The organism is Devosia ginsengisoli, assembly GCF_007859655.1.
Lineage (GTDB): Bacteria > Pseudomonadota > Alphaproteobacteria > Rhizobiales > Devosiaceae > Devosia > Devosia ginsengisoli.
Window position 1 is genome coordinate 23,599 of sequence record NZ_CP042304.1, and the last position, 22,267, is coordinate 45,865.

Below are 22,267 nucleotides of genomic sequence, written 5' to 3' on the forward strand. Positions count from 1 at the left end.
CGCATATTCGACGGACTCAACAACCTCAGCATCATCCTGACACAGCCATCTGGCCACCGGAATCGAACAATGACGTCCATCACTCGCCGCAGCCTGCTTGCTGCGGGCGCCGCTACCCTGCTTGCCGCCTGCTCCACCACCATCCCGATGCTGCCCAAGGCCGCCGCGAGCACGCCCGAAACGCTGACCGATGATGAAATCCTTGCGGCTATCAATGCCGTGCGCAAGGCCAATGGCGCGCCGCCCTGGGCCTACAATACCCGCCTTGAGGACGCCGCCCGCTCGCAGGCCCGGCTTATGGCGCAGAAGAATACGCTGAGCCACGATCTCGGCGTCACTCTACGCCAGCGCGTCACGGCCGCCGGCTATATCGGCGCCGTGGGCGAGAATGTCGCCAAGGGCTACACCAGCCTTGAGGGCGCCATCGAGGGCTGGATGGGAATCCTCGGGCCATCGCGGCACGCTGCTCAGCCACCGCTTCGTCGAATTCGGCCTCGCCGCGGCCCGTGGTCCCGGCGGCAAGCTCTATTGGGCCATGATTGCCGGGGGCAGCTTCCAGGCCTGGGTCGCGTCCTAGCCGTGCGCGGCCCGGCTGTCCGCCGGCGCTTCCACCCGCTCATCGAGGCCATAGTCGCGCAAGACCTGCGCCACGCGCAGCCGATAATTGGCGAACACGCCGCTGCGCCCCTTGGCCTGCGTCGCGCGATGCCCCGGCCGGTTGCGCCATGCCGCCACCGCCGCCTCGTCGCGAAAGATAGAAAGCGACAGCAGCTTTCCCGGCGTCGAAAGGCTCTCGAACCGCTCCACCGAAATGAAGCCGTCGATCTGTTCCAGGTCGGCCCGCAGCGCCGCCGCCAGCTCGAGATAGCGTCCCATTTCCCCTTCCGCCGGCCACACCTCGAAAATGACAGCGATCATGGCCGCACCACTGCGCCATGCGGCGTCGAAGCCAGTCGCAGGAAAATCCGGTCCTCCTTGCGGATGAACTGCTCGCGTCGGGCAAATTCATAATTCTCCCGCCCCAGCGGATCGTCCCGCAGCCGGGCGCGATAGGCCTCGTAGGCCGCCAGGCTGTCGATGGTGTAGACGCCATAAGCCGTGGTCGCCGAGCCCTCATGCGGCGCGAAATAGCCGATCAGCTCGGCCCCGCAGCGCGGAATGGCCTCGCCCCAAACGCGGGCATAGTGCTCGAATTGGGCGGTCTTGAACGGATCGATTTCGTAGCGAATGAAGCAGGTGATCATGCAGGTCTCCTTGTGCGTGCCACCCAACCTAGCCCATTGCCTGACGACAATGCTTCGGTTACGGTCGAACTATGAAAGGCGGTCCCTCCATAGCCAGCATCGCCGCCTTGATCGGCGACCCCGCCCGCGCCAACATCCTGACGGCGCTGATGGATGGCCGCGCCTTGACAGTGAGCGAACTGGCCGAAGCGGCCGGCGTCACCCTGCCGACCGCAAGCGGCCATGTGTCAAAACTCACCGAAGCCGGCCTGCTTGTCGCCGAGAAACAGGGCCGCCACCGCTACCTTCGCCTCTCCGGCACCGACGTGGCCCAGCTCCTCGAACAGCTCATGAGCCTCGCCCAGCGCGCCGGTGCCACGCCCGTCCGCACCGGCCCCAATGACGCTGCCCTGCGCCAGGCCCGTGTCTGCTACGATCACCTGGCCGGCGAAGCGGGCGTCGCACTGTTCGGCGCACTGACCGCCAAGGGCCTCATCACCGATGGTGAGACCGTCACCCTCACCGAGGCCGGACGCAACTGGTTCGAGGGCTTCGGCATTCCCCCTCGCCACGCTCGAAAAAGCCCGCCGCCCGGTGTGCCTCCATTGCCTCGACTGGTCTGAACGCCGCCACCATCTCGCCGGTGCCTTGGGCTCCGCCATGCTCGACGAAATGCTGCAACGCAACTGGCTCCGTCGCGCCGGCGGCCGGGTGCTGCAATTCACGACGGAGGGCAAGAAAGCCTTTGCCGCGGAAGTGCTGGCCTGACCACTAGCCGTCACGCGCCCACCGGCCGTCACCCTCGGGCTTGACCCGAGGGCTCTGTACTTGCGGAACGCTGGCTAAGTGAAGAACCCTCGGGTCAAGCCCGAGGGTGACGATCTGCGTTGGGGGAGCGCTAAACACTCAGCGTCCGCCGCACCGCCGCATCCCAACCCTTGACCTTGCGCCGGCGTTCCGCCGCATCCATCTCCGGCTCGAACCTCTTGTCCCGCGCCCAGCTTGCGGCAAATTCCTTCATTCCCGGCCACACCCCGGCCTTCGATCCCGCCAACCACGCCGCCCCAAGCGCCGTGGTTTCGAGGATCACCGGCCGGTCCACCGGCGCATCCAGCACATCGGCGAGAAACTGCATGGTCCAGTCCGACGCCACCATGCCGCCATCTACCCGCAACACCGTGTCGCCGCCACCCTTCCAGTCCTTGCGCATGGCCTCCAGCAGGTCGCGCGTCTGGTAGCACACCGCCTCCAGCGCTGCCTTGGCGATCTCTGCCGGCCCCGAATTGCGCGTGAGCCCATAGATGGCGCCGCGCGCCTCGGCGTCCCACCAAGGCGCGCCCAGCCCCACAAAGGCCGGCACCATGTAGACATTCTGGCTCGGGTCGGCCGTGCGCGCCAAAGGCCCGGTTTCGCTGGCCTGCTTGACTAGTTTCAGCCCGTCGCGAATCCACTGCACTGCCGCCCCGGCGATGAAGATCGAGCCTTCCAGCGCATAGCTAGTTTCGCCATCGAGCCGATAGGCAATGGTCGTCAGCAGCCGGTTCTTGCTCCGCACCATGTCCGTGCCGGTATTGAGCAGCGCGAAACACCCGGTACCATAGGTCGATTTCAGCATGCCCGGCTGGAAACAGGCCTGCCCGATCGTCGCCGCATGCTGGTCACCCGCTACGCCGAGAATAGGAATGGCAGCCCCGAACAGCTTTTCGTCCGTCACCCCGAAATCGTCAGCGCAATCCTTGACCTCCGGCAACAGCGCGGCCGGAACATCGAATAGCTCGAGCAGCCCCTTGTCCCACTGGTTCCTGCCGATATCGAACAGCAGCGTCCGCCCCGCATTGGTGGCGTCCGTTGCATGCACCTTGCCGCCGGTCAGCCGCCAGATCAGGAACGCATCCACCGTGCCGAAAGCAAGCTCGCCCTTTTCCGCCTGTTTTCTCGCGCCTTTCACGTTGTCGAGCAGCCATTTGACCTTGGTGCCCGAAAAATACGGGTCGAGCAGCAGCCCGGTTTTCTTCGTGACCGTCTTTTCATGCCCGGCCTTCTTGAGCTTGGCGCAATAGGCCGCCGTCCGCCGGTCCTGCCACACGATGGCATTATGGATCGCCTTGCCCGTCGCCCGGTCCCAGATCAGCGTGGTCTCGCGCTGGTTGGTAATGCCGATGGCCGCGACATCCCCAGCCCCGATCCCGGCCTGCTTCAGCGCTGTCTTGATCGACCAGACGACCGAGTCCCAGATTTCCTCCGGGTCATGCTCCACCCAGCCGTCTTGCGGAAAGATCTGGGCAAATTCCTTCTGGCCCACCCCGGCAATCGTCCGGTCCCCGCCGAACACGATAGCCCGGCTGGAGGTCGTGCCCTGGTCGATCGCCAGAATGTATTTGGTCATGTTTCCTCCGCATCTTTCTTCCCCTCTCCCCTTGCGGGAGAGGGAGCAATTCTGCGTTCAGCAGAATTGCAGGGTGAGGGGTTCTGCGCCATCCCTTGCTTGGATGCTTGTGGAAGCAACCCCTCATCCGCCCCTACGGGGCACCTTCTCCCGCAAGGGGAGAAGGGCAGGGGCATTAGTGTCCCTTGGTCGCCATATACAACTCCAGCGCCTTGACCTCATCGCCGCTCACCCGCAGCCCCACCTTGGTGCGCCGCCACAATACATCCTGCGCCGTCCGCGCCCATTCATGCGCCACGAGGTAATCCACCTCCGCCGCATAGAGGTCCCAGCCGAAATGCTGCCCGAGATCGCCGGGCTCAGTCGCATTCCCCAGCACAAGCCGCGCCTTGCTGCCATATTGCCTCAGCAGCCGCCGCAGCAACCGTGCCGGCATCCCGGCATAATCCATGCCCAGCCGACGCGCCTCCGCCTCGAAGGCCAGCGGCTCGAAATCCCCGCCCGGCAGCCGGCTCGTTTTGGTCCAGGCCGCGCTCTTCTTGCCCAGCACGTCCTCGATCTTTTCCAGCACCGATTCCGCCAGCCGCCGCGATGTGGTCAACTTGCCACCGAACACATTGATGACAGCCCCCGTGGCCGCGTCGCCATCCAGTTTCAGCACATAGTCGCGCGTCGCCTCCTGCGCTGCGCTGGCCCCGTCATCAAACAGCGGCCGCACGCCCGAATAGGTCCAGTGAATCTGGTCGCGCGTGACCGGCTTGGCGAAATATTCGCTCGCCGCGCTCAGCAGGTAGTCGGTCTCCTTCTCGGAAATCCGCACATCCTTGGGGTCGCCGAAAAAGTCCTCGTCGGTCGTGCCGATCAGGGTGAAATCGTCCTCATAGGGAATGGCGAAGATGATGCGGCCATCGCCATTCTGGAAGATATAGCAGCGGTCGTGGTCATAGAGCTTGCGCACCACGATATGGCTGCCCTTGACCAGCCGCACATGATGCGCCCCGTTCCGGCCCATCGTTCCAGCGATTACCTGGTCCACCCACGGCCCCGCCGCGTTGACCACCAGCTTCGCGCGAATGGTCTGCCGCCCGGCCTCGCCATCGAGCTCCACCAGCCACCCGCCAGCCTCGCGGCGTACGCTGGTCACCTTCGTCCGCACGTAGATGGCGGCGCCCTTGTCCGCCGCGTCGCGCGCATTGAGCACCACGAAGCGCGCGTCATCCACCCAGCAATCGGAATATTCAAAGCCCAGCCGATAGCCCGGTTTCAGTGGCTTGCCGGTCACGTCGCGGGTCAGGTCCAGCGTCTTGGTTGGCGGCAGCAGGCGCCGCCCGCCCATATAGTCATACATGGCCAGCCCCGCCCGCAGCACCATGGCCGGCCGCAGCCCCTTGTGATGCGGCAAGACGAACCGCAGCGGCTTGATGATATGCGGCGCTTCCGCCCACAGCACCTCGCGCTCGGCCAGCGCCTCATGCACCAGGCGGAATTCGTAATGTTCGAGATAGCGCAGCCCGCCATGCACCAGCTTGGTAGCGGCCGATGATGTGCCCGAGGCCAGGTCGTTCATTTCGGCCAGCGCCACCGAATAGCCGCGCCCCACCGCGTCGCGCGCCACGCTGGCGCCATTGATGCCCCCGCCGATGACGAAGATATCGACGCTGTCGCTGCCACCCATGGTTCAACCCCTATTGCGTCTTTCGTTTGTACGCGTTTGGCTTTCGTTTTGAAAGATTAGAGTTTCGCTATTCCGCTGCGCTCGATACATTCAACCTTCCATACAAGATGATCATTGACCCTGCGCGGCCGGACGGTTAGGGGCATTGCGTCTTCTCGGTCCCGGAACCCCGGCCATGCTCGCCATCCTCACCGTCATTGCGCCCATCTTCGCGCTGATGGCATTCGGCTATGGCGCGGTGCGCTTCCGCCTGTTCCCGGCCGATGGCATCAAGGGCCTGATTGCCTTCGTCAATAATTTCGCCACGCCCTGCCTGCTGTTCCATTCGCTTCTCACCAGCGATTTCCGCTCGGCCTTCAATATCGGCATTATCGGACCGTTTTATATCGGCGCCGTGGCCTGTTTCGCGCTGGGCATCGTCATCGCGCTCAAGGTCTTCCGCAATCGGCCGGGCGAGGCCGTGGCGGTCGGCTTTTCGGGCATGTTCACCAATACCGTGCTGGTCGGCCTGCCCATCATGCAGCGCGCCTATGGCGTCGATGCTTTGCCCGTCGTGCTGTCGATCATCGGCCTGCATGGCGCCATCCTGCTCACCACCGGCATGCTCACCATCGAACTGATGCGCCGCGATGGGGCCTCGCTCGGCAAGACCCTGCTGGTTGCTGCAAAGCGCGTCGGCTCCAATCCGCTGATCTGGGGCATTGCCGCAGGCCTGATCGGCTATTTCTCCGGCCTCACCCTGATCGAGCCGGCCGATGCCTTCTTCCGCATGATGGCCCAGGCCGTGGTCCCCGCCGCTTTGTTCGGCATTGGCGGCGCTCTCAACGAGTTCAAGCTCAGTGAAAACTGGAAACAGGCGCTGGTCGCTTCGATCATCAAGCTGATCGTCCACCCGGCCATCGCCTATGTGCTGATGATCTGGGTGCTGCATGTGCCCATGGAGATCGCCCGCTACGGCATCCTGCTCTCGGCCATGCCGGCCGGCGTCAACGTCTATGTCTTCGCCACCTATTACAACAGGGGCGTCAGCGTCGCCGCCAACGCCATCCTCATCGGCACGATCGCCTCGGCCGTGACCATTTCGGGGTGGCTCTACATCTTGTCGCTATAGGTTAGCGGCTCATTTGCGGGTAATAGAACGTCCATGAACACCTTGCTTGGACTGTTGCTGATCGCCCTGCTGATCATGATCAGCGTTCTGATCGCCCTGGCCGAAATCGCCTTCGCGGCGGCGCGCGAAATCCGCATTCGCGCGCTGACCGAACAGGGCGATGCGCGCGCCATGCGCTTTGCCAAGCTGCGGGCCAATGCCGGCAATGTCATCACCGCCCTGCAGATCAGCACCAATGCGGTCTCCATCCTGGCGGGCATCGTCGGTTCGGAATTCCTCGCGCCCAGTTTCGCCGCCCTGCTGGCGCCGCTCATGCCGGTCGACAGCGCCGAGACGCTGGGTGGCGTCCTCTCCTTCATCCTGGTGACCACCCTGTTCATCCTGCTCGCCGATCTTACGCCTCGGCGCATCGCCATGATGATGCCGGAGCGGGTGGCGCTGTTTGTCGGGGGCTTTCTCGAAATCCAGGTCCGCGTGCTCAAGCCCCTGGTCTGGATCTTCAGCACACTGTCCGACCGGCTGATCGCGCTGCTGCGCCTCAAGCCCGAGCGCAATGACGAAGTGACCGGCGAGGATTTCCGCATGATCCTGGCCGGCGGCGAGGCTTCCGGCGCGCTGATGAAGAACGAGCATCAGCTCATCAAGAATGTGCTGGCGCTCGAATTGCGCAGCGTCACCTCGGTCATGACCGTGCGCGACAGCGTCGTCTATCTCGACATCCGCGACTCCGCCGAAGTGCAGCGTGAAAAGGTGCAGCAGTTTCCGTTTTCCCGCTATCCGCTCTGCGATGGCGGGCTCGACGAGGTCATCGGCTGCGTCCGGGCCGAAGACGCCCTGGCCGCCGCCTTCAAGAATTCCAGCACGGTCGATTTCCGCGAAGCGCGCCGCGATGTGCTCTCGGTCCCCGATTCCCTCAATGTGTGGGAAGTCATGGCCGAGTTTCAGGCCCAGAATACGGGCTTTGCTCTGGTGGTCAGCGAATATGCCTATGTGGTGGGCATCGTCACCTTCAAGGATCTAATGGCCGCCCTGGTGCAGGGCCTGGTCAATCCCTTCGAGGAGAAGGCCATCCTGCGTCGCGAGGACAACAGCTACCTGATCGACGGCGTCACCCCCTGGTCGAGGTGGCGCAGGCGCTGGGCCTCAAGCAGTTGCATAGCGACGCCCATTACGAGACCATTGGCGGCTTCATCGTCCACCACCTGCGCCGCGCTGCCCGCAAGGGCGATCGCGTCGATGCCGGCGGCTATACATTCGAAGTGGTCGACGCGGACCGCATGCGCCTCAATCAGTTGCTCGTCACCAAGCAGGCCAGCAAGTCCGCGCCAACCAAATCCGGCAAATAGCCTGCCCTACCTCCCGAGAAGTCACGCCTTCTGTGGCTCCCGTCACCCCACCCTCATTCCCTCCCCATCAAGGGGAGGGGAGGCGCCAGCTCTGATGCTGGTGTTCATCGTCTCCCTCCCCCTTGTGGGGAGGGATCAAGGGGGGGGTGGGCCACGCGCGCAGGAGAGGGAGTTTAGTTACTCCGTCAGCTCAGCAGCTCGGTGAAGCGCTGCGGCGCACCCATATCCAGCGGCGCACGGGGCTCCAGCGTCAGTCCGACCACGCCTTTGTCGAATGTCTCGACGTCCACCACCGCCATGTCCCGCTTGTCCGTCACCTCACCGAACCAGGCCGCGCCGGGCGATACCGTCGGGAACACGTAGAAGGTAAAGCGGTCGACCAGCCCGAGCCGGACCATCGACTGCACCAGGCTCGCTCCGCCTGACAGGTGGATGTCGCCGCCCGGCCGCGCCTTGAGCTCGGTGATGAACGCCACCAGCGCCGCATCATCCGCCGCCGTCACCATGCGCGCCTTGTGCCAGGGCTCCAGCGCCCGCGATCCGCTGCGCGAAATCACCAGCTTTTCGATATCGTGCATATGCCGGGCCATGGTCTGGTTGCTCCCGGTGCCTTCGCCCGAAGCCAGCGTGCCCGGCCAATAGGCCACCATCTCGTCATAGGTATTGCGGCCGATCAGCATCGTATCCGACTTTTGGGCATTCTCATTGATCCGCCGATAGATATCGTCGCCCACTCCGTCCACCCATTCGAACGGGCTATCCAGCCGTCCATTGAGAGTGCTCATCATTCCCAGAATGACTTTACGCATTGTCAGTCTCCATAAGTTAGCTAAAAGGATAAGTAATTAGGCGCGGCTTGGCCGATCAATTTGGACTTCGGTGCGTGAGGTCACCCCCCACCCTTGATCCCTCCCCACAAGGGGGAGGGAGACGATGAATACTGGCCTCAGAGCTGGCGCCTCCCTCCCCTTGATGGGCTTCGAGCCGGCCGAAGGCAAAATCGCTCCGGTGGAGCGATTTTAGGTGAGAAGGAATGAGGGTGGGGTGACGGGAGCCAGAGAAGCCCGAAATGTCCCCCCGGGCGGGAGCTCTACCCCTCCACCAGTGCCGCCAATTGAGCCGTCACCGATCCCCAGCCGTCATAAAAGCCCAGGTCGCGATGCCGGGTCTGGTCGGCATTGTCCTTGTGCATCACCACGGCGCGATAGGCCGTGCCCAGGTCGTGGTCATCGAGTGTGATGACCGCCGTCATCATCGGCTGCTCGGCCGGCCGCCAGCCGCCGACCAGCGCATTGGTGAAGACGATCCGCCGACCCTCTTCCAGCGCCAGGTAGCAGGCTGACAGATGCGGACCGAAGGCGCCGCCATTCTCGCTCATCAGCGTGGTCAGCGCGCCGCCCGGCCGCAGGTCCATCTCCGCCACCCGGCACAAAGCCGGCGCCGGTATCCACCATTTGGCAAAGCTGTCCGGCGTCGTCCACGCCGCCCAGATGGCCGAGCGCGGCGCCTTGATAATGCGGCTGATTTCGAGATCGCGTTCCGGGTCGAGCTTGGTCATTTGCCTTGTTCCTTGTCTTGCGTGACAAACTGCTCCAGCCGGTCCGTCCGGCCTTCCCAGATCGCCCTTTGTTCGTTCAGCCAGCTATCGACCGCCGCCAGCCGCGCCCGCTCGATACTGCAGGTGCGCACGCGCCCGGCCTTGCTGGTGCGGATCAGCCCGGCCCCTTCAAGCACATGAATGTGCTTCATGAACGAGGGCAGGGCCATCTCGAATGGCGCGGCCAGTTCGCCCACGCTGGCCGGCCCCCGTCCCAATCGCCCCACCACGGCCCGCCGCGTCGGATCGGCCAGCGCCTGGAAAATGCCATCCAGCTGTGTCTGATACTGTTCCATAAGGCTAAGTATCAGGTGGTGACGCTTAGCGCAAGAGCTAAGTATCTGACGCTGCCGAACGGGCCGGGCAGGGGGAGGGCTTGCTTCGGAGCACCCGGCCCCTATTGTGCCTGCCATACCAGAATTGCGAGTCCCGCCGAATGACCGACAAGTCCATCGAGATCCTGCAAACCGGCAAGCTGCTCGCCAGTTGCGAAGCTGCCCTGGCCGAGCGCTACACCGTCCACAAGCTGCATGAAGAGGCCGATCCCAAGGCCTGGCTCGCAGCCAATGGCAGCCGCATCCGCGCCCATGCCGGCTCGGGCGTGCAGGCCGATCTCATGGATGCCCTGCCTAATCTCGAAATCATCGCCAGCTTTGGCGTCGGCTACGACAATATCGACACCAGAACGGCCAAGGCCCGCAATATCCGCGTCACCAACACGCCCAATGTGCTCAACGATGCCGTGGCCGAACTCACTATCGGCCTGATGATCGCGCTGGCCCGCCGCATCCCTCAGGCCGATCAATATGTGCGCCAGGGCAAGTGGCTATCAGGCAGCATGCCGCTCTTTTCCGAACTGACCGGCAAGACCGTCGGCATTCTCGGCCTCGGCCGCATCGGCAAGGAAATCGCCGCCCGCGCCCAGGCCATGAAGATGCGCGTCGTCTATCACGGCCGCAAGCGCCAGCCGTCCGAGCCACATGTCTTCTACGACAATCTCACCGACATGGCCCGCGACAGCGACTGGCTGGTCATCATCGCCCCCGGTGGCAAGGGCACCGAACGCATCGTCTCGCGCGACGTGCTGACCGCGCTCGGCCCTAAAGGCATGATCGTCAACGTCGCCCGCGGCACATTGATCGACGAACCCGCCATGCTCGACCTGCTGCAAAATGGCGGCCTCGGCGGCGCCGCGCTCGATGTGTTCGAAGACGAACCCGAAGTGCCATCAGGCTTCCTCGCGCTCGACAACGTCGTCCTCAGCCCCCACCAGGGCAGCGCCACGGTCCAAACCCGCGACGCCATGGGCGCGCTGCTCGTCGCCAACCTCGAAGCCCATTTCGCCGGCGAACCGCTCATCAGCGCCGTCGTCTAGACCCCCTCATCGCCCTTCGGGCACCTTCTCCCACGAGGGGAGAAGGGGAAACCCGGTGTCGCCCAAGAGTGGAGTTCCCCCTCGCCCCTTGTGGGAGAGGGGGTAATTTCCTCGTTCAGAGGAAATTACGGGTGAGGGGCTGCGCTCGCCCATGCTTCGATATCGGTGGTCAGCGCCTACTCCAGATTCTCCTGCGCCATCGTTCCCGTGTCATGCACGCAGAACATCACCAGCCGGCCATCGCCGATATTGGTGAACTTGTGTGCCGTCCCGCCCGGCGCGACCACGATATCGCCGGGGCCGACCTCCAGCACCTTGCCATCGGCTACGAACCGCGCGCGGCCCTCCTGCACGAACCAGGTCTCGGCATAGGGATGGGTATGCAGCACTGGTCCCTGTCCCGGATCGCTATCCACGGCAAAGAACGAAATATCCGTGCCATAGGCCGCCCCTTCGAACCGCACTGTCCGGCTCTTGCTCTGTGCCCGGTCTGCTGCTCGCAATACATGCATGGTCGTCTCCTGTCGTTCTGTCCTCTCGACGAACGGCAGGGCGCCATTTCGACATGTCAGGTTGTGACAGTGAATATTGCATGCGGCACGCCATTGATCTGCGCGGCTTCCTGCCGGCTCCAGCCCGCCCGTTCGAACAGCGCCGTCGCACTCTCGGTCAGCGCGTGAAGCCGCCCATATCCCAGCCGCCGCGCCTCGCTGCGTGCGCGATCTAGCAAGGCCCGGCCCGCGCCGCGCCGTCGATATTGCGGCAGGACGACCAGCCCGCTCAGCCAGGGCGAACGTTCCGTCACCAGCCCGCCCGAACTGGCGGTCAGCGCACAGGTGCCCGCCACTTCGCCATCCGCCAATGCCACCAGCCCCAGCGGCAGGCCATTGCGCCGGGCGCGCTCGCTGAGATCGGCCCGTGCCGAGGCGCCCTGTGCATTGTACCAGTCGGCCCATTGCGTTTCGAACAGGTCCACCAACGGCGTCAGCGCCGCGGGATAATCGATCAACAGGCCCGTCGTGATGGTCATCGTCCTGCCTTTCTCGCAGGGCCCTCCTGCATCATTGCGCGATTTCATCGCCCGGCCCGGTCAGCTATTAGGTCGGAACAATGAGTCCGCTTTGTATTGAACTGGCAACGCGGCGCGGAGAAATGCAATGACCGAATGGTGGCGCGGCGGAGTGATCTATCAGGTCTATCCGCGCTCGTTTCAGGACAGCAATGGCGATGGCGTGGGCGACCTGCCCGGCATCATCGCCCGGCTCGATCATATTGCCGGCCTCGGCGTCGATTGCATCTGGCTCTCGCCCATCACCCAGTCGCCCCAGGCCGATATGGGCTACGATGTCAGCGATTATCGCGAGGTCGATCGCCTGTTCGGCTCGCTGGCCGATTTCGACAGCCTCGTCGAGGCGGCCCATGCCCGCGGAATCAAGGTCATCATGGACCAGGTGGTGAGCCACACGTCGGACCTCCATCCCTGGTTCGAGGAAAGCCGGCTCAACCGCACCAATGCCAAGGCCGACTGGTATGTCTGGGCCAATCCGCTTCCCGATGGCTCCCCGCCCAATAACTGGCCCGCCGTCTTCGGCGGCCGCGCCTGGGAATGGAACCCCACCCGCGGGCAATATTACCTGCACAATTTCCTCGCCAGCCAGCCCGACCTCAATTTCCACAATCCCGAAGTGCAGCAGGCCGTGCTCGATGTCATGCGCTTCTGGCTGGAGCGCGGCATCGATGGCTTCCGCCTCGACACCGTCAATTACTATTTCCACGACAGCAAGCTGCGCTCCAATCCGCCCAACAAGGTCAAGAACGAGCATCTGGCCTATGCCGTGAATCCCTATGACATGCAGGAGCACCGCTACTCCAAGAGCCAGCCGGAAAACCTGGCCTTCCTCAAGCGCGTCCGCGCCCTGCTCGACGAATTCCCCGGCACCACCTCGGTCGGCGAAGTCGGCGACAGCCACAAGTCGGTCAAGCTCATGGCCGAATACACGTCGGGCGGCGATACGCTCCACATGTGCTACGGCTTCGATTTCCTCGGGCCGCAATTCACCGCCGCCCATTTCCGCACCCGCATCGAGCAGTTCTTCAAGGCCGGCCCCGATGGCTGGCCCTGCTGGAGCTTTTCCAATCACGATGTGCCGCGCCACGTCACCCGCTGGGCCCCGTTCAGCCAGTCGCCAACCGACCTCGCTCGCCAGGCGGCGGCTCTGGTCCTGTCGCTGCGCGGCTCGGTCTGCCTTTATCAGGGCGAGGAACTGGGCCTGCCCGAAACCGACCTGCTGTTCGAGGAATTGACCGACCCGCGCGGCATCCGCTTCTGGCCCGAGGACAAGGGTCGCGACGGCTGCCGCACCCCCATGCCGTGGGACAGGGGCGATGCGCCCAACGGCTTCACTTCGGGCAAGCCCTGGCTGCCGGTCAAGCCGGCCCAGTCCATGCTCAATGTCGCCGCGCAGAATGCCGACGCCAATTCGACCCTGGCCTTCTACCGCGCCATCCTGGCCTGGCGCAAAACCCATCCGGCCCTGCGCGAGGGCGACATCGCCTTCCTCAAGAGTGCCGAACCCGTCCTCGCCTTCCGCCGTACTTTGGGCGAGCAGAGCCTGCTCTGCCTCTTCAACCTCTCGGCCGAAGCCCAGACCCTCGCCGTCTCAGGCATTCCCAGCGGCACCGAGCTAGAACCCGTCTCCCACCACGCCGCCCTGGCCGGCAAGAGCATGCAACTAGGCCCCAACGGCTATGCTTTCGTGGCGCTGGATACCGGCCGGCGCGTGAGTGTCAAATAGCCGGACGTGTGTCGTCAGACGCCCCACACACGCGATGTCACCCCGGCCTTGAGCCGGGGCCTATCTTGAGATGGATGAACTTTCTGTGGGCGCGGAAAGACCTCAGGATGGATCCCGGCCCAAGGCCGGGATGACACCGTGGATAGGGCGGCCAAGGGCAAAACCCTACGCCGCGCCAAGCAGCTTCAGCGAGCCGGGCTCGAAGAACACCATGCCCAGCGAGCCATCCGCTTTCACCACGAAGGCGCGCACGCAATTGTTCCATTCCTCGACGCCATCGACATCATAGCCCATGGCCGTCAGCTCCTGGCTGATCATGTCTTCCGCACCCGCGATAGGGGCGCCCACGTCGCAACTGATATTGCCGTTGGCGGCCTGTGCCGGCACGGCGACAACGGCCAGGCTGGCGGCGGCGACACTGGTGGCTAGAATGGTCTTGAACATGTCGGTCATCCTTTTCTCGGGAGGTTTCTGAACCTCCCGATCATCGGCCCGGCACGTCGCGATCACCAGTTAAACTACTGCAATCAATATGAAATATTGGCAAGCGCTTGGTAATTCCCCGTCCATCTTCGGGCGGGAAAGGCGCAGCCTATTCCACCCGGCGCAGCGTCATCGGATCGTAGAATTCCATGGCTTCGCGACCATCGGCCTGCCGGACGAAGGCGCGGATGCAGCCGCCCCACATTTCGGTACGGGTCACGTCCACGCCCCTGCCGCGCAGCAGGTCGAAGTTGAAATCGTTGATTTCAGCCTCGCTGAATATTTCCGGGTCCAGCCCGAACGTGCCCGAGCAGATCGGGGCGGCCAAAGCGGGCGATGCCAGTGCGGCGATGAGGGCGAAAGCCAGGGGCAGGGCAGGGCGCATGGTCAGAATCTCCTTTGCCGCTATTGCTGCCGCGCGATTGCGGCGGCCTCGCGGCGCCTGATCAGTACCACCACGGCAGGGATGGCGAAACTCAGCAGCAGCAGGCGGATAACATGATGCGCCGCGATGAAGGCCGTATCATAGCCCAGCGCGATGCCCAAGGCTCCCATGCCCTCCAGCGCCCCGGGCGACAGCCCCAGCCAGATCTGCCCGAACGGCATGTCGACCACCAGACTCACCGCATAGGTAACCACGGTCACGATGGCCACCGTCATGGCCGTGGCGATCAGCCCGCCCTTGGCCGCGCTCATGAATTCGGCCCGCGTGATGCCGGCAAAACGCGAACCGATCAGCGCCCCGGTCAGGATGAAGGTCACCGTCACCAGCGGCGTCGGAATGGCCTCGACATAAAGCCCGCCCAGCTTGGCCGCCGTCGCCGCCGCCATCGAGCCGAGCACGAAACCAGCCGGCACCTTGAGCCACACGAAAACCAGCCCCACCACGACGCATCCCGCCCCCAGCGCCAGCAATTGCCCGATATCGAGGAAATCGGTCGGTGCCGGCGGGGTAAAGTGGTCGATGGGCAGGAACACCGCGCCAACAGGCACGGCAATGGTCAGCATCAATATGCGGATCACCTGGATGATGACGATCTGCCGGGAATCGCCCACCCCCGCCGCCGCGATCCCCAGGATGAACGACAGATGCCCCGGAAACGAGCTGAGGTAGGCCGTCCCCGCATCCAGCTTGAACACCTTGACCAGCATCCACCCGGTCAGCGCGATGATCAGCACCAGTTCCACCACCAGCCCGGCCAGGCTCACCGGCCAACTGGCAATCAACTGCAAACTGTCCGGCGCCACATTGGCCCCCCATCGACATGCCGATCAGCACGAAAGCCACATCCCGCAGCCGGTCCGGCATGCTGACCTTCATCCCCACCATCGCCGCCGCCGTCACCGCCAGCGCCCCACCCATCAGCCACCCCGCAGGCAGGCTGAGCAAAGTCGCAATCAGCCCGCCGACGGCGGAAATGACCAGGGTGAGGATGGCGGGGAGGAATTTGGAAAGGTTGGTCATCAAATCTCGTCAGGTCCACCATGCTTTCCCTCTCCCCTTGAGGGAGAGGGTGATTTTTGCGGCGTTCAGCCGGAAAAATCGGGTGAGGGGTTCTGCGCCATCCCCTGCTTCAATGTTGGCGGAAGGCGCAGGACCCCTCATCCGCCCTTCGGGCACCTTCTCCCTCAAGGGGAGAAGGAAGAGCTAGCGAATGGGAAGCGCCTTCTCCGCCAGCCGCACCCAATAGCTCGCCCCCACCGGAATCACATCGTCATTGAAATCATACATGTCGGTATGCAACTCGGCGCTGTCGCCATTGCCGAGGAAAATATAAGCGCCAGGCCGCGCTTCCAGCATGAAGGAAAAATCCTCGCCGCCCATCGATGGCGGCGCGTCCTCGTCCACCCGCTCGGCCCCGGCCACGTCGCGCGCCACCTGCGCGGCAAACGCGGTCTGCTCGCGCGAATTGACCGTCACCGGATAACCCCGCGCATAGCGCACCGTGGCCTCGGCACCAAAACTCCGGGCGAATTGCGGCACGAAATCACCCAGCCGTTCCTCGATCTGGTCCTGCACCGCGCCATCCAGCGTGCGCACCGTGCCGGTGATCTTGGCCGTGCGCGAAATCACATTATCCGCCTCGCCGGCCTCCACCATGGTCACCGACAGCACGGCGCTATGCAGCGGGTCGACATTGCGCGACACGATCGATTGCAGAGCGACAATCATATTGGCCGCCACCACGATCGGGTCGATCGTCGTCTGCGGCCGCGCTGCATGGCCGCCCTGGCCGGTAATGTCGATATAGAAGCGGTCCGTCGCCGCCATGATGCCGCCGGCGCGAATGCCGAAATGCCCGGCCGGCATGCCCGGCCAATTGTGCATGCCGTAGAATTCGTCGATCCCGAACCGCTCCACCAGCCCGTCGTCCAGCATGGCCTTGCCGCCCGCGCCGCCTTCTTCGGCCGGCTGGAAAATCACGGCGATCCGCCCATCGAAATTGCGCGTCTCGGCCAGGTATTTCGCCGCGCCCAGCAGCATGGCCGTATGCCCGTCATGCCCGCAGGCATGCATCTTGCCGGGCGTAGTCGAGGCATAGTCCTTGCCGGTTTTCTCGGTCACCGGCAGCGCATCCATGTCGGCCCGCAACCCGATGGTCCGCCCGCTCCCGCCATTGCGCCCATTGATGATGCCGACGACGCCAGTGCGCCCGATGCCGGCAATCACTTCATCACAGCCGAATTCCCGCAGCTTGTTCTCGACAATCCCCGCCGTCCGCTCCACCTCATACAGCACCTCGGGATGCGCATGAAAATCCCGTCGCCACCCGGCGATCTCCTCGTGAAATTCGGCGATACGGTTGAGAACAGGCATGAAAAAGTCCGAAACAGTCATTCTGGGTCAGTGTCGCTGTCCCAATCCATGGCGTCAACACTAGCGCACTCGCTGCATGGGCACCATGCTGCCACGTCCATTGGGCTGTTTCCCTTCTCCCCTCGTGGGAGAAGGTGCCCGAAGGGCGGATGAGGGGGCGCCGAGGTCATCCTCCGGCATTGAAGCATAGGATAGTGCAGCCCCCTCACCCGGAAATCCGCTGAACGCGGATTTCCCCCTCCCACAAGGGGAGAGGGGTAGCCGCATGCGTTCAAAGTCAGCGCGCCTCCCACAAGGGGCGGAGGCGATTGAGCGTCAGCACCCCTTTTCCAACAATCCCGCGCCCGCTAGCCCAAATTTCCGCCCGCGCGGCTTGCCCCTGTCCCCCGTATTTGCCATGACACCGGCAACTTGCCGGAGCCATCCATGAAAATCCTGGTCGCCATCAAGCGCGTCGTCGATCACAATGTCCGCATCCGGGTCCGCCCCGATGGAACGGGCGTCGAAACGACAGGCGTCCGCATGTCGATGAACCCCTTCTGCAAGCATGCCGTCGAAGCCGCGGTGCAATTGTCCGAGGCCGGCCATGGGGACGAAGTGGTCGTCGTCTCCATCGGCCCGAAAACCGCCAACGACGTCATCCTCACCGCCCTCGCCATGGGCGCCCATCGCGGCATCCTCATCGAGACCGATGCCGAACTCGAAACCCTCGCCATAGCCAAGCTGCTGGCCAAGGTCGTCGCCGAGGAAAATCCGGACATTGTCCTGCTCGGCAAGCAGGCCGTGGACGACGATTCCAATCACGTCGGCCAGATGCTCGCCGCCCTGACCAATCGCCCCCAGGCCACCTTCGCCTCCGAAATCAAGGTCGTGGGTCAGGGGCTGGAGGTCACCCGCGAAGTCGATTCCGGCCGCGAAACGCTCTCCCTGCCGCTCCCGGCCATCGTCACGGCTGACCTGCGCCTCAACACCCCGCGCAATGCCGCCCTGCCCATGGTGATGAAGGCCCGCTCCAAGCCGCTGGCCGTGCGTCCCGCCGCCGAATTCGGCGTCGATCTCGCCCCGCGCCTTGTGGTCGAAAAGATATCCCCGCCACCCGAACGTGTGGCAGGAAAGACCGTAGCGACCGTTGCCGAACTGGCCGCCTTCATCGCCTCGGATGTCTCCAGCATGGAGGCGCTGTGATGAGCGTTCTGGTTCTGGCCGATCACGATCTCGGCGCCCTCTCGCCCGCCACCGCCCGCGTCGTCGGCGCGGTCAGTGAACTAGGCCCGGTTGACGTCCTCGTCGTCGCCGACGACCCCACTGCAATCGCCCAATCCGCATCTGCGCTGTCCGGCGTGGCTAAAGTGCTGACCGCAAAGGGCAGTTCTTTAGCCGATGGCCTCGAAACGCTGCTCTCAACGTTAACAGTCCGTTATCATTATGTCGTCGCAAGCGCGGGAAGTGTCGGCAAGGATGTCATGCCCCGGCTGGCCGCCAAACTCGACCTGATGCCGGTCACCGATGTGGTCGCCATCCACGGCCCCAACAGCTTCGACCGCCCCATCTATGCCGGCAATGCCGTCCAGACTGTCACGGACAACCAGGCCCGCCATATCCTGACCATCCGCGCCTCGGCCTTCCGCCCGGCCGCGTCGGGCAATGCCGCGCCCATCGAAGCCATTGATAGTTCGGTGGTTTCCGCCGCCAGCCTGATCGCGTCCCACAGCACCGAAAGCGACACGCCCGATCTCGCCACCGCCCAGATCGTGGTCGGCGGCGGCGTCGCCCTCGGCTCGGCCGAAAACTTCCAACTGATTGAAACCCTTGCGAAAAAGCTCGGCGCCGCCATCGGCGCCACCCGCGCCGCCGTCGATGCGGGCTACGCCCCCAATGACTGGCAGGTCGGTCAGACCGGCAAGATCATCGCCCCCGACCTCTACATCGCCATCGGCATATCCGGTGCCCTGCAACACCTCGCCGGCATCCAGGGCGCCAAGAAGATCGTCGCCATCAACACCGACCCCGAAGCCCCCCTGGTCAAGCTGGCCGACGTGGCGCTGATCGGCGATCTCTTTGAAATCATTCCGCAATTGCTGACTGAATTGGACAGCAAAATTCCCTGAGACCTCATGGTGAGCCTGTCGAACCACGAGGTCGGGCGCTCCGATCTGCGCCACTTCCCCGCATTGCAAAAATCCCACCGCCCCCTATAACAACCCCGCCTCCCACCGGAACGACTCTTCATCATGTTCGAGACCCTGACCAAGGCCCCCGGCGACAAGATCCTGGCGCTCATGGGCGAATACGCGGCTGACCCGCGCCCCACAAAGATCGACCTCGGCGTCGGTGTTTACAAAGACGAGCAGGGTACGACCCCGATCATGTCCTCGGTCAAAAAGGCCGAGCAGAAGATATTTTCCGCTGGCAAGACAAAGACTTATCTTGGCATTGCCGGCAACAAGGGCTTTGGCGCCGCCGTGCTCGACCTGGCTCTGGCCGATAGCGTCGACCGCTCGCGCGTCCGCATCGCCCAGGCCCCCGGCGGTACCGGCTCGCTCTGGGTGCTGATGCAACTGGTCAACCGTGCTCGCCCCGGCGCCACGATCTGGGTTTCCGACCCGACCTGGCCCAACCACAACCCGATCGCCATCAATTCCGGGCTTCAGGTCAAGACTTATCCCTATTTCGACACCGAGACCCGCGGCGTCAAATTCGCCGAAATGCTTGATACCCTCGACAAGCTCGGCAAGGACGATGTCGTGCTGCTGCATGGCTGCTGCCACAACCCGACTGGCGCAAATCTCTCGCCCGATCAATGGGATAAGGTCGCTGCCAGCCTCGCCCGCACACGCGCGCTGCCCTTCATCGACTTGGCCTATCTCGGCTTCGGCGATGGGCTGGAAGCCGATGCCTATGGCACGCGAAAAGTTTTATCCTCGGTGTCAGAAGCTCTGGTAGCCTTCTCTGGTTCGAAGAATTTCGGCCTCTACCGCGAACGCGTCGGGGCCGCCATTCTCATCGCCCGCGATGCCGCCCAGGCCGATATTGCGCAGTCCCAACTGCTCAACATCATCCGCGGCGCCTATAGCCAGCCCCCGATCATGGCGCGGAAATCATCCGCACCATCCTCGAGGACGCCGCATTGCGCGCCGAATGGGAAGCCGAGCTGGACCTGATGCGCGCCCGCATGATCCGCCTGCGCGAAAAGCTGAGCGAAGCCATCCGCCAGCGGTCGAACTCCAAGGATTTCGACTTCATCGCCGCCCATCGCGGCATGTTTTCGCTGCTCGGGCTGGAAAATTCGGTCGTCGAACAACTTAAGGCCGCGAACGGCGTCTATATGATTGGAGACAGCCGCATCAACGTTGCCGGCATCCCCGAGGACCGCGTTGGCGAGCTGGCCGACGCCATTCTGGCGGCCATCAAATAACGCCAGCGAATGCCCTTGCGGCAAGGCTTTGCCGTGCTACATCTGCCTGAGAGGCATAGAAGGATTTTAGGAGGGAACCATGAAGTTCTTTGTCGATACTGCGGAAATCAAGGACATCAAGGAGCTCTACGAGACGGGCCTGCTCGACGGCGTGACCACCAATCCGTCGCTGATCGCCAAGTCCGGCCGCGACTTCAAGGAAGTCGTCAAGGAAATCTGCGCCATCGTACCCGGCCCGGTTTCGGCCGAAGTCGCCTCCCTCGAATATGACGGTATGATCGCCGAAGGCACCGTGCTGGCCGCCCTGGCCGAGAATGTCGTGGTGAAGCTCCCGCTGACCCTGGCCGGCCTCAAGGCTACCAAGACCTTCAAGGAACGCGGCGTCAAAACCAATGTCACGCTCTGCTTCTCGGCCAATCAGGCCCTGCTCGCCGCCAAGTGTGGCGCCACCTATATCTCGCCCTTCCTGGGGCGTCTGGATGACATCAACCTCGATGGCGTCGAGCTGATCGAGAATATCCGGGTCATCTACGACAACTACGCCTTCGACACCGAAATCCTGGCCGCCTCGATCCGCTCGCCCAACCACGTGACCCAGGTCGCTTTGGCCGGTGCCGACGTCGCCACCATCCCGCCCGCAGTCATCCGCAAGCTGGCCGACCACCCGCTGACCAATGCCGGGATCGACGGCTTCCTCAAGGACTGGAAGGCGACGGGTCAGTCGATCATCTGAGGTTTCTCTGAAACCGCAACACACGCGATGTCACCCCGGCCTTGAGCCGGGGCCCATCCTGAGATGATGGTGCGCGGCTAGATATCAGGATGGATCCCGGCTTTCGCCGGGATGACACGGTGGTTGTTGATCCATCGTACCAACCGAAAGCCGCCCATGGCCGATACCGAACTCGCCGCCGCCATCAAATCTGCCCTCTCAGCCGTGGAAATCCCCGGCGGCGGGGATCTGGCTGGCTATGTCGGCCTCTCCGACATCATCGTCACCTCAGGCGCCGTGGCCTTCGCTATCGCGGTCGCTCCCGGGATGGAGGCAGCTTTCGGTCCCGCTCGCGAACAAGCCGCCGCCGTGGCGCAAAAGCTCGCCGGCAGCCGCAAGATCATGGTCTCGCTCACTGGGAACAAGCCGCCGCCCAAATCTGGCCCCACCTTCTCGCATGGCAAGCCGGTTCCCGCGGGCAAGACGCCGGTTCCCGGCATCAAGCACATCATCGCCGTCGGCTCCGGCAAAGGCGGCGTCGGCAAGTCCACCACGGCGGTCAATATCGCGCTGGCGCTGCAGGCCGAAGGCCTGCGCACCGGCATTCTCGACGCCGATCTCTATGGCCCCTCCATCCCCAAGCTCCTGGGGATCGAAGGCCAGCCGGCCGTGCGCGACGACGGCATATTCAGCCCGCACGAGGCCTTCGGCCTCAAGGTCATGTCCATCGGCTCCATGCTCACCAAGGATCAGGCCGTGGTCTGGCGCGGCCCCATGGCCACTTCCGCCCTGCGCCAATTGCTGCGCGAGACCGATTGGGGCGGCCTCGATGTGCTCGTCATCGACCTGCCGCCCGGCACCGGCGACATCCACATTTCCCTGTTCCAGCAGGCCGAAGTGGACGGCGTTGTCGTCGTCTCCACCCCGCAGGACCTGGCCCTGATCGATGCCAAGAAGGCCGTCGACATGCTCAAGCGCATGGGCGTGCCGATGCTCGGCCTGGTCGAAAACATGAGCTATTTCATCGCCCCGGATACCGGCACCCGCTACGACATTTTCGGCACCGGCGGCGCCGAGCGAGCCGCCGCCGACCTCGCCATGCCCTTCCTCGGCGCCATCCCGCTGGTCATCTCCATCCGCGAAGGCTCCGACGCCGGCCAGCCGCCGGTCGCCGCTGCCCCCGATGGAGCAGAGGCCGCGGCGTTTCGGGCCATTGCACGGCAAATTCTCGAAACCACACCTCGACTGCGACCTTAGGCAACTCTCCTGCAATCGATTGCATAAATCCTCTGCATCGGCTATTCGCCATAGCCCGAACACGGCAAATGGCC

At 63.9% G+C, this 22,267-nt stretch carries 24 protein-coding genes and 4 pseudogenes; 14 read left to right on the forward strand and 14 right to left on the reverse strand.

Features of this window, described 5'->3' with window-relative positions; all coding sequences use genetic code 11:
• Positions 1 to 147: 147 nt before the first annotated feature.
• Positions 148 to 390: pseudogene (locus tag FPZ08_RS22925) on the forward strand (CAP domain-containing protein); the annotation flags it as partial.
• Between the two features lie 22 nt (positions 391 to 412).
• Complete coding sequence (locus FPZ08_RS00150; RefSeq protein ID WP_146288115.1) at positions 413 to 577, forward strand: spore germination YkwD domain-containing protein; 165 nt, start codon at positions 413 to 415, stop codon at positions 575 to 577.
• Here FPZ08_RS00150 and FPZ08_RS00155 read toward each other — a convergent pair.
• The gene (locus FPZ08_RS00155) at positions 574 to 918 is read right to left on the reverse strand and encodes an antibiotic biosynthesis monooxygenase family protein (RefSeq protein ID WP_146288116.1); all 345 of its coding nucleotides are present in this window, start codon (positions 916 to 918) and stop codon (positions 574 to 576) included. The genes FPZ08_RS00150 and FPZ08_RS00155 overlap by 4 nt on opposite strands.
• Positions 915 to 1,244 (reverse strand): NIPSNAP family protein, encoded by a 330-nt coding sequence (locus tag FPZ08_RS00160; protein WP_146288117.1) that lies wholly within the window; start codon positions 1,242 to 1,244, stop codon positions 915 to 917. Before FPZ08_RS00160 ends, FPZ08_RS00155 begins: the two co-directional genes overlap by 4 nt.
• A 71-nt stretch (positions 1,245 to 1,315) precedes the next feature.
• Here FPZ08_RS00160 and FPZ08_RS00165 point away from each other — a divergent pair.
• A pseudogene (locus FPZ08_RS00165) lies at positions 1,316 to 1,991 on the forward strand (ArsR/SmtB family transcription factor).
• A gap of 130 nt (positions 1,992 to 2,121) precedes the next feature.
• Here FPZ08_RS00165 and glpK read toward each other — a convergent pair.
• Entirely contained in the window at positions 2,122 to 3,609 is a 1,488-nt protein-coding gene (gene glpK, locus FPZ08_RS00170) for a glycerol kinase GlpK (protein ID WP_146288118.1), read from the reverse strand.
• A 175-nt stretch (positions 3,610 to 3,784) separates the two neighbouring features.
• On the reverse strand, positions 3,785 to 5,284 hold the full coding sequence (gene glpD, locus FPZ08_RS00175; RefSeq protein WP_146288119.1) for a glycerol-3-phosphate dehydrogenase: 1,500 nt from the start codon (positions 5,282 to 5,284) through the stop codon (positions 3,785 to 3,787).
• 175 nt (positions 5,285 to 5,459) lie between these two features.
• Between glpD and FPZ08_RS00180 the strand changes: the two genes are divergently transcribed.
• The 3 genes and pseudogenes from FPZ08_RS00180 to FPZ08_RS22935 all read left to right on the forward strand — a co-directional run bounded on the left by FPZ08_RS00180 (position 5,460) and on the right by FPZ08_RS22935 (position 7,741).
• Entirely contained in the window at positions 5,460 to 6,395 is a 936-nt protein-coding gene (locus tag FPZ08_RS00180; RefSeq protein ID WP_146288120.1) for an AEC family transporter, read from the forward strand.
• A 75-nt stretch (positions 6,396 to 6,470) separates the two neighbouring features.
• Positions 6,471 to 7,370 (forward strand): annotated as a pseudogene (locus FPZ08_RS22930) (hemolysin family protein); the annotation flags it as partial.
• 149 nt (positions 7,371 to 7,519) lie between these two features.
• The gene (locus FPZ08_RS22935) at positions 7,520 to 7,741 is read left to right on the forward strand and encodes a transporter associated domain-containing protein (RefSeq protein ID WP_425457619.1); all 222 of its coding nucleotides are present in this window, start codon (positions 7,520 to 7,522) and stop codon (positions 7,739 to 7,741) included.
• 185 nt (positions 7,742 to 7,926) lie between these two features.
• Here the strand turns inward: FPZ08_RS22935 and FPZ08_RS00190 are convergent, their stop codons facing one another.
• The 3 genes from FPZ08_RS00190 to FPZ08_RS00200 form a co-directional block, all read right to left on the reverse strand.
• A complete protein-coding gene (locus FPZ08_RS00190; protein WP_146288121.1) occupies positions 7,927 to 8,550 on the reverse strand; it encodes a dihydrofolate reductase family protein in 624 nt (207 codons plus the stop codon).
• Between the two features lie 281 nt (positions 8,551 to 8,831).
• Positions 8,832 to 9,299, reverse strand: a complete 468-nt coding sequence (locus FPZ08_RS00195) for an SRPBCC family protein (RefSeq protein WP_146288122.1) — start codon at positions 9,297 to 9,299, stop codon at positions 8,832 to 8,834.
• Positions 9,296 to 9,634 carry an ArsR/SmtB family transcription factor gene (locus FPZ08_RS00200; RefSeq protein WP_146288123.1) on the reverse strand — a complete coding sequence of 113 codons (339 nt, stop codon included), beginning with the start codon at positions 9,632 to 9,634 and terminating at the stop codon, positions 9,296 to 9,298. The genes FPZ08_RS00195 and FPZ08_RS00200 overlap by 4 nt, the downstream gene beginning before the upstream one ends.
• Before the next feature lie 140 nt (positions 9,635 to 9,774).
• Between FPZ08_RS00200 and FPZ08_RS00205 the strand changes: the two genes are divergently transcribed.
• On the forward strand, positions 9,775 to 10,713 hold the full coding sequence (locus tag FPZ08_RS00205) for a 2-hydroxyacid dehydrogenase (protein WP_146288124.1): 939 nt from the start codon (positions 9,775 to 9,777) through the stop codon (positions 10,711 to 10,713).
• Between the two features lie 176 nt (positions 10,714 to 10,889).
• On the opposite strand, the gene FPZ08_RS00210 is transcribed toward FPZ08_RS00205, so the two are convergent.
• Together FPZ08_RS00210 and FPZ08_RS00215 are read right to left on the reverse strand one after the other, a co-directional pair.
• On the reverse strand, positions 10,890 to 11,225 hold the full coding sequence (locus FPZ08_RS00210) for a cupin domain-containing protein (RefSeq protein WP_146288125.1): 336 nt from the start codon (positions 11,223 to 11,225) through the stop codon (positions 10,890 to 10,892).
• Positions 11,226 to 11,281: 56 nt separating this feature from the next.
• Positions 11,282 to 11,743, reverse strand: a complete 462-nt coding sequence (locus FPZ08_RS00215) for a GNAT family N-acetyltransferase (protein ID WP_186767143.1) — start codon at positions 11,741 to 11,743, stop codon at positions 11,282 to 11,284.
• A 127-nt stretch (positions 11,744 to 11,870) separates the two neighbouring features.
• On the opposite strand from FPZ08_RS00215, the gene FPZ08_RS00220 reads away from it, so the two are divergent.
• Positions 11,871 to 13,508, forward strand: coding sequence for an alpha-glucosidase family protein (locus FPZ08_RS00220; RefSeq protein ID WP_146288127.1), 1,638 nt, complete (start codon positions 11,871 to 11,873; stop codon positions 13,506 to 13,508).
• A 165-nt stretch (positions 13,509 to 13,673) separates the two neighbouring features.
• On the opposite strand, the gene FPZ08_RS00225 is transcribed toward FPZ08_RS00220, so the two are convergent.
• From FPZ08_RS00225 to FPZ08_RS00245, 5 genes and pseudogenes are all read right to left on the reverse strand, one after another.
• A complete protein-coding gene (locus FPZ08_RS00225; protein WP_146288128.1) occupies positions 13,674 to 13,961 on the reverse strand; it encodes a hypothetical protein in 288 nt (95 codons plus the stop codon).
• A 139-nt stretch (positions 13,962 to 14,100) separates the two neighbouring features.
• Positions 14,101 to 14,376, reverse strand: a complete 276-nt coding sequence (locus tag FPZ08_RS00230) for a hypothetical protein (protein WP_146288129.1) — start codon at positions 14,374 to 14,376, stop codon at positions 14,101 to 14,103.
• A gap of 20 nt (positions 14,377 to 14,396) precedes the next feature.
• Positions 14,397 to 15,239 carry an AbrB family transcriptional regulator gene (locus tag FPZ08_RS00235; protein WP_146288130.1) on the reverse strand — a complete coding sequence of 281 codons (843 nt, stop codon included), beginning with the start codon at positions 15,237 to 15,239 and terminating at the stop codon, positions 14,397 to 14,399.
• 61 nt (positions 15,240 to 15,300) lie between these two features.
• Positions 15,301 to 15,456: pseudogene (locus FPZ08_RS22940) on the reverse strand (hypothetical protein); the annotation flags it as partial.
• Positions 15,457 to 15,639: 183 nt separating this feature from the next.
• The gene (locus FPZ08_RS00245) at positions 15,640 to 16,809 is read right to left on the reverse strand and encodes a M20 aminoacylase family protein (RefSeq protein ID WP_146288131.1); all 1,170 of its coding nucleotides are present in this window, start codon (positions 16,807 to 16,809) and stop codon (positions 15,640 to 15,642) included.
• A gap of 426 nt (positions 16,810 to 17,235) precedes the next feature.
• Here FPZ08_RS00245 and FPZ08_RS00250 point away from each other — a divergent pair, with 426 nt between their 5' ends.
• The 6 genes from FPZ08_RS00250 (at position 17,236) to FPZ08_RS00270 (ending at position 22,193) form a co-directional block, all read left to right on the forward strand.
• On the forward strand, positions 17,236 to 17,994 hold the full coding sequence (locus FPZ08_RS00250; RefSeq protein ID WP_146288132.1) for an electron transfer flavoprotein subunit beta/FixA family protein: 759 nt from the start codon (positions 17,236 to 17,238) through the stop codon (positions 17,992 to 17,994).
• The gene (locus FPZ08_RS00255) at positions 17,994 to 18,917 is read left to right on the forward strand and encodes an electron transfer flavoprotein subunit alpha/FixB family protein (protein ID WP_146288133.1); all 924 of its coding nucleotides are present in this window, start codon (positions 17,994 to 17,996) and stop codon (positions 18,915 to 18,917) included. Before FPZ08_RS00250 ends, FPZ08_RS00255 begins: the two co-directional genes overlap by 1 nt.
• A 123-nt stretch (positions 18,918 to 19,040) precedes the next feature.
• Positions 19,041 to 19,970: an amino acid aminotransferase gene (locus FPZ08_RS00260; RefSeq protein ID WP_281285651.1), complete on the forward strand. Its 930-nt coding sequence runs from the start codon at positions 19,041 to 19,043 to the stop codon at positions 19,968 to 19,970.
• The gene (locus FPZ08_RS22555; RefSeq protein WP_281285652.1) at positions 19,937 to 20,224 is read left to right on the forward strand and encodes an aminotransferase class I/II-fold pyridoxal phosphate-dependent enzyme; all 288 of its coding nucleotides are present in this window, start codon (positions 19,937 to 19,939) and stop codon (positions 20,222 to 20,224) included. The genes FPZ08_RS00260 and FPZ08_RS22555 overlap by 34 nt, the downstream gene beginning before the upstream one ends.
• 79 nt (positions 20,225 to 20,303) lie before the next feature.
• Entirely contained in the window at positions 20,304 to 20,957 is a 654-nt protein-coding gene (fsa, locus tag FPZ08_RS00265) for a fructose-6-phosphate aldolase (RefSeq protein WP_146288134.1), read from the forward strand.
• Positions 20,958 to 21,113: 156 nt separating this feature from the next.
• Positions 21,114 to 22,193, forward strand: coding sequence for an Mrp/NBP35 family ATP-binding protein (locus FPZ08_RS00270; RefSeq protein ID WP_146288135.1), 1,080 nt, complete (start codon positions 21,114 to 21,116; stop codon positions 22,191 to 22,193).
• Positions 22,194 to 22,267: the final 74 nt, after the last annotated feature.

What these genes read in the sequence shown, in the direction of transcription:
- FPZ08_RS00205 (WP_146288124.1), top strand. Translation starts at nt 9,775, where the DNA reads ATGACCGACAAGTCCATCGAGATCCTGCAAACCGGCAAGCTGCTCGCC.
- FPZ08_RS00190 (WP_146288121.1), bottom strand. Translation starts at nt 8,550, where the DNA reads ATGCGTAAAGTCATTCTGGGAATGATGAGCACTCTCAATGGACGGCTG.
- FPZ08_RS00230 (WP_146288129.1), bottom strand. Translation starts at nt 14,376, where the DNA reads ATGCGCCCTGCCCTGCCCCTGGCTTTCGCCCTCATCGCCGCACTGGCA.
- FPZ08_RS00210 (WP_146288125.1), bottom strand. Translation starts at nt 11,225, where the DNA reads ATGCATGTATTGCGAGCAGCAGACCGGGCACAGAGCAAGAGCCGGACA.
- FPZ08_RS00155 (WP_146288116.1), bottom strand. Translation starts at nt 918, where the DNA reads ATGATCGCTGTCATTTTCGAGGTGTGGCCGGCGGAAGGGGAAATGGGA.
- FPZ08_RS00180 (WP_146288120.1), top strand. Translation starts at nt 5,460, where the DNA reads ATGCTCGCCATCCTCACCGTCATTGCGCCCATCTTCGCGCTGATGGCA.
- FPZ08_RS00200 (WP_146288123.1), bottom strand. Translation starts at nt 9,634, where the DNA reads ATGGAACAGTATCAGACACAGCTGGATGGCATTTTCCAGGCGCTGGCC.
- FPZ08_RS00160 (WP_146288117.1), bottom strand. Translation starts at nt 1,244, where the DNA reads ATGATCACCTGCTTCATTCGCTACGAAATCGATCCGTTCAAGACCGCC.
- FPZ08_RS00215 (WP_186767143.1), bottom strand. Translation starts at nt 11,743, where the DNA reads ATGACCATCACGACGGGCCTGTTGATCGATTATCCCGCGGCGCTGACG.
- FPZ08_RS00195 (WP_146288122.1), bottom strand. Translation starts at nt 9,299, where the DNA reads ATGACCAAGCTCGACCCGGAACGCGATCTCGAAATCAGCCGCATTATC.
- fsa (WP_146288134.1), top strand. Translation starts at nt 20,304, where the DNA reads ATGAAGTTCTTTGTCGATACTGCGGAAATCAAGGACATCAAGGAGCTC.
- FPZ08_RS00255 (WP_146288133.1), top strand. Translation starts at nt 17,994, where the DNA reads ATGAGCGTTCTGGTTCTGGCCGATCACGATCTCGGCGCCCTCTCGCCC.
- FPZ08_RS00245 (WP_146288131.1), bottom strand. Translation starts at nt 16,809, where the DNA reads ATGCCTGTTCTCAACCGTATCGCCGAATTTCACGAGGAGATCGCCGGG.
- FPZ08_RS00270 (WP_146288135.1), top strand. Translation starts at nt 21,114, where the DNA reads ATGGCCGATACCGAACTCGCCGCCGCCATCAAATCTGCCCTCTCAGCC.
- FPZ08_RS00225 (WP_146288128.1), bottom strand. Translation starts at nt 13,961, where the DNA reads ATGACCGACATGTTCAAGACCATTCTAGCCACCAGTGTCGCCGCCGCC.
- glpD (WP_146288119.1), bottom strand. Translation starts at nt 5,284, where the DNA reads ATGGGTGGCAGCGACAGCGTCGATATCTTCGTCATCGGCGGGGGCATC.
- glpK (WP_146288118.1), bottom strand. Translation starts at nt 3,609, where the DNA reads ATGACCAAATACATTCTGGCGATCGACCAGGGCACGACCTCCAGCCGG.
- FPZ08_RS00260 (WP_281285651.1), top strand. Translation starts at nt 19,041, where the DNA reads ATGTTCGAGACCCTGACCAAGGCCCCCGGCGACAAGATCCTGGCGCTC.
- FPZ08_RS00250 (WP_146288132.1), top strand. Translation starts at nt 17,236, where the DNA reads ATGAAAATCCTGGTCGCCATCAAGCGCGTCGTCGATCACAATGTCCGC.
- FPZ08_RS00220 (WP_146288127.1), top strand. Translation starts at nt 11,871, where the DNA reads ATGACCGAATGGTGGCGCGGCGGAGTGATCTATCAGGTCTATCCGCGC.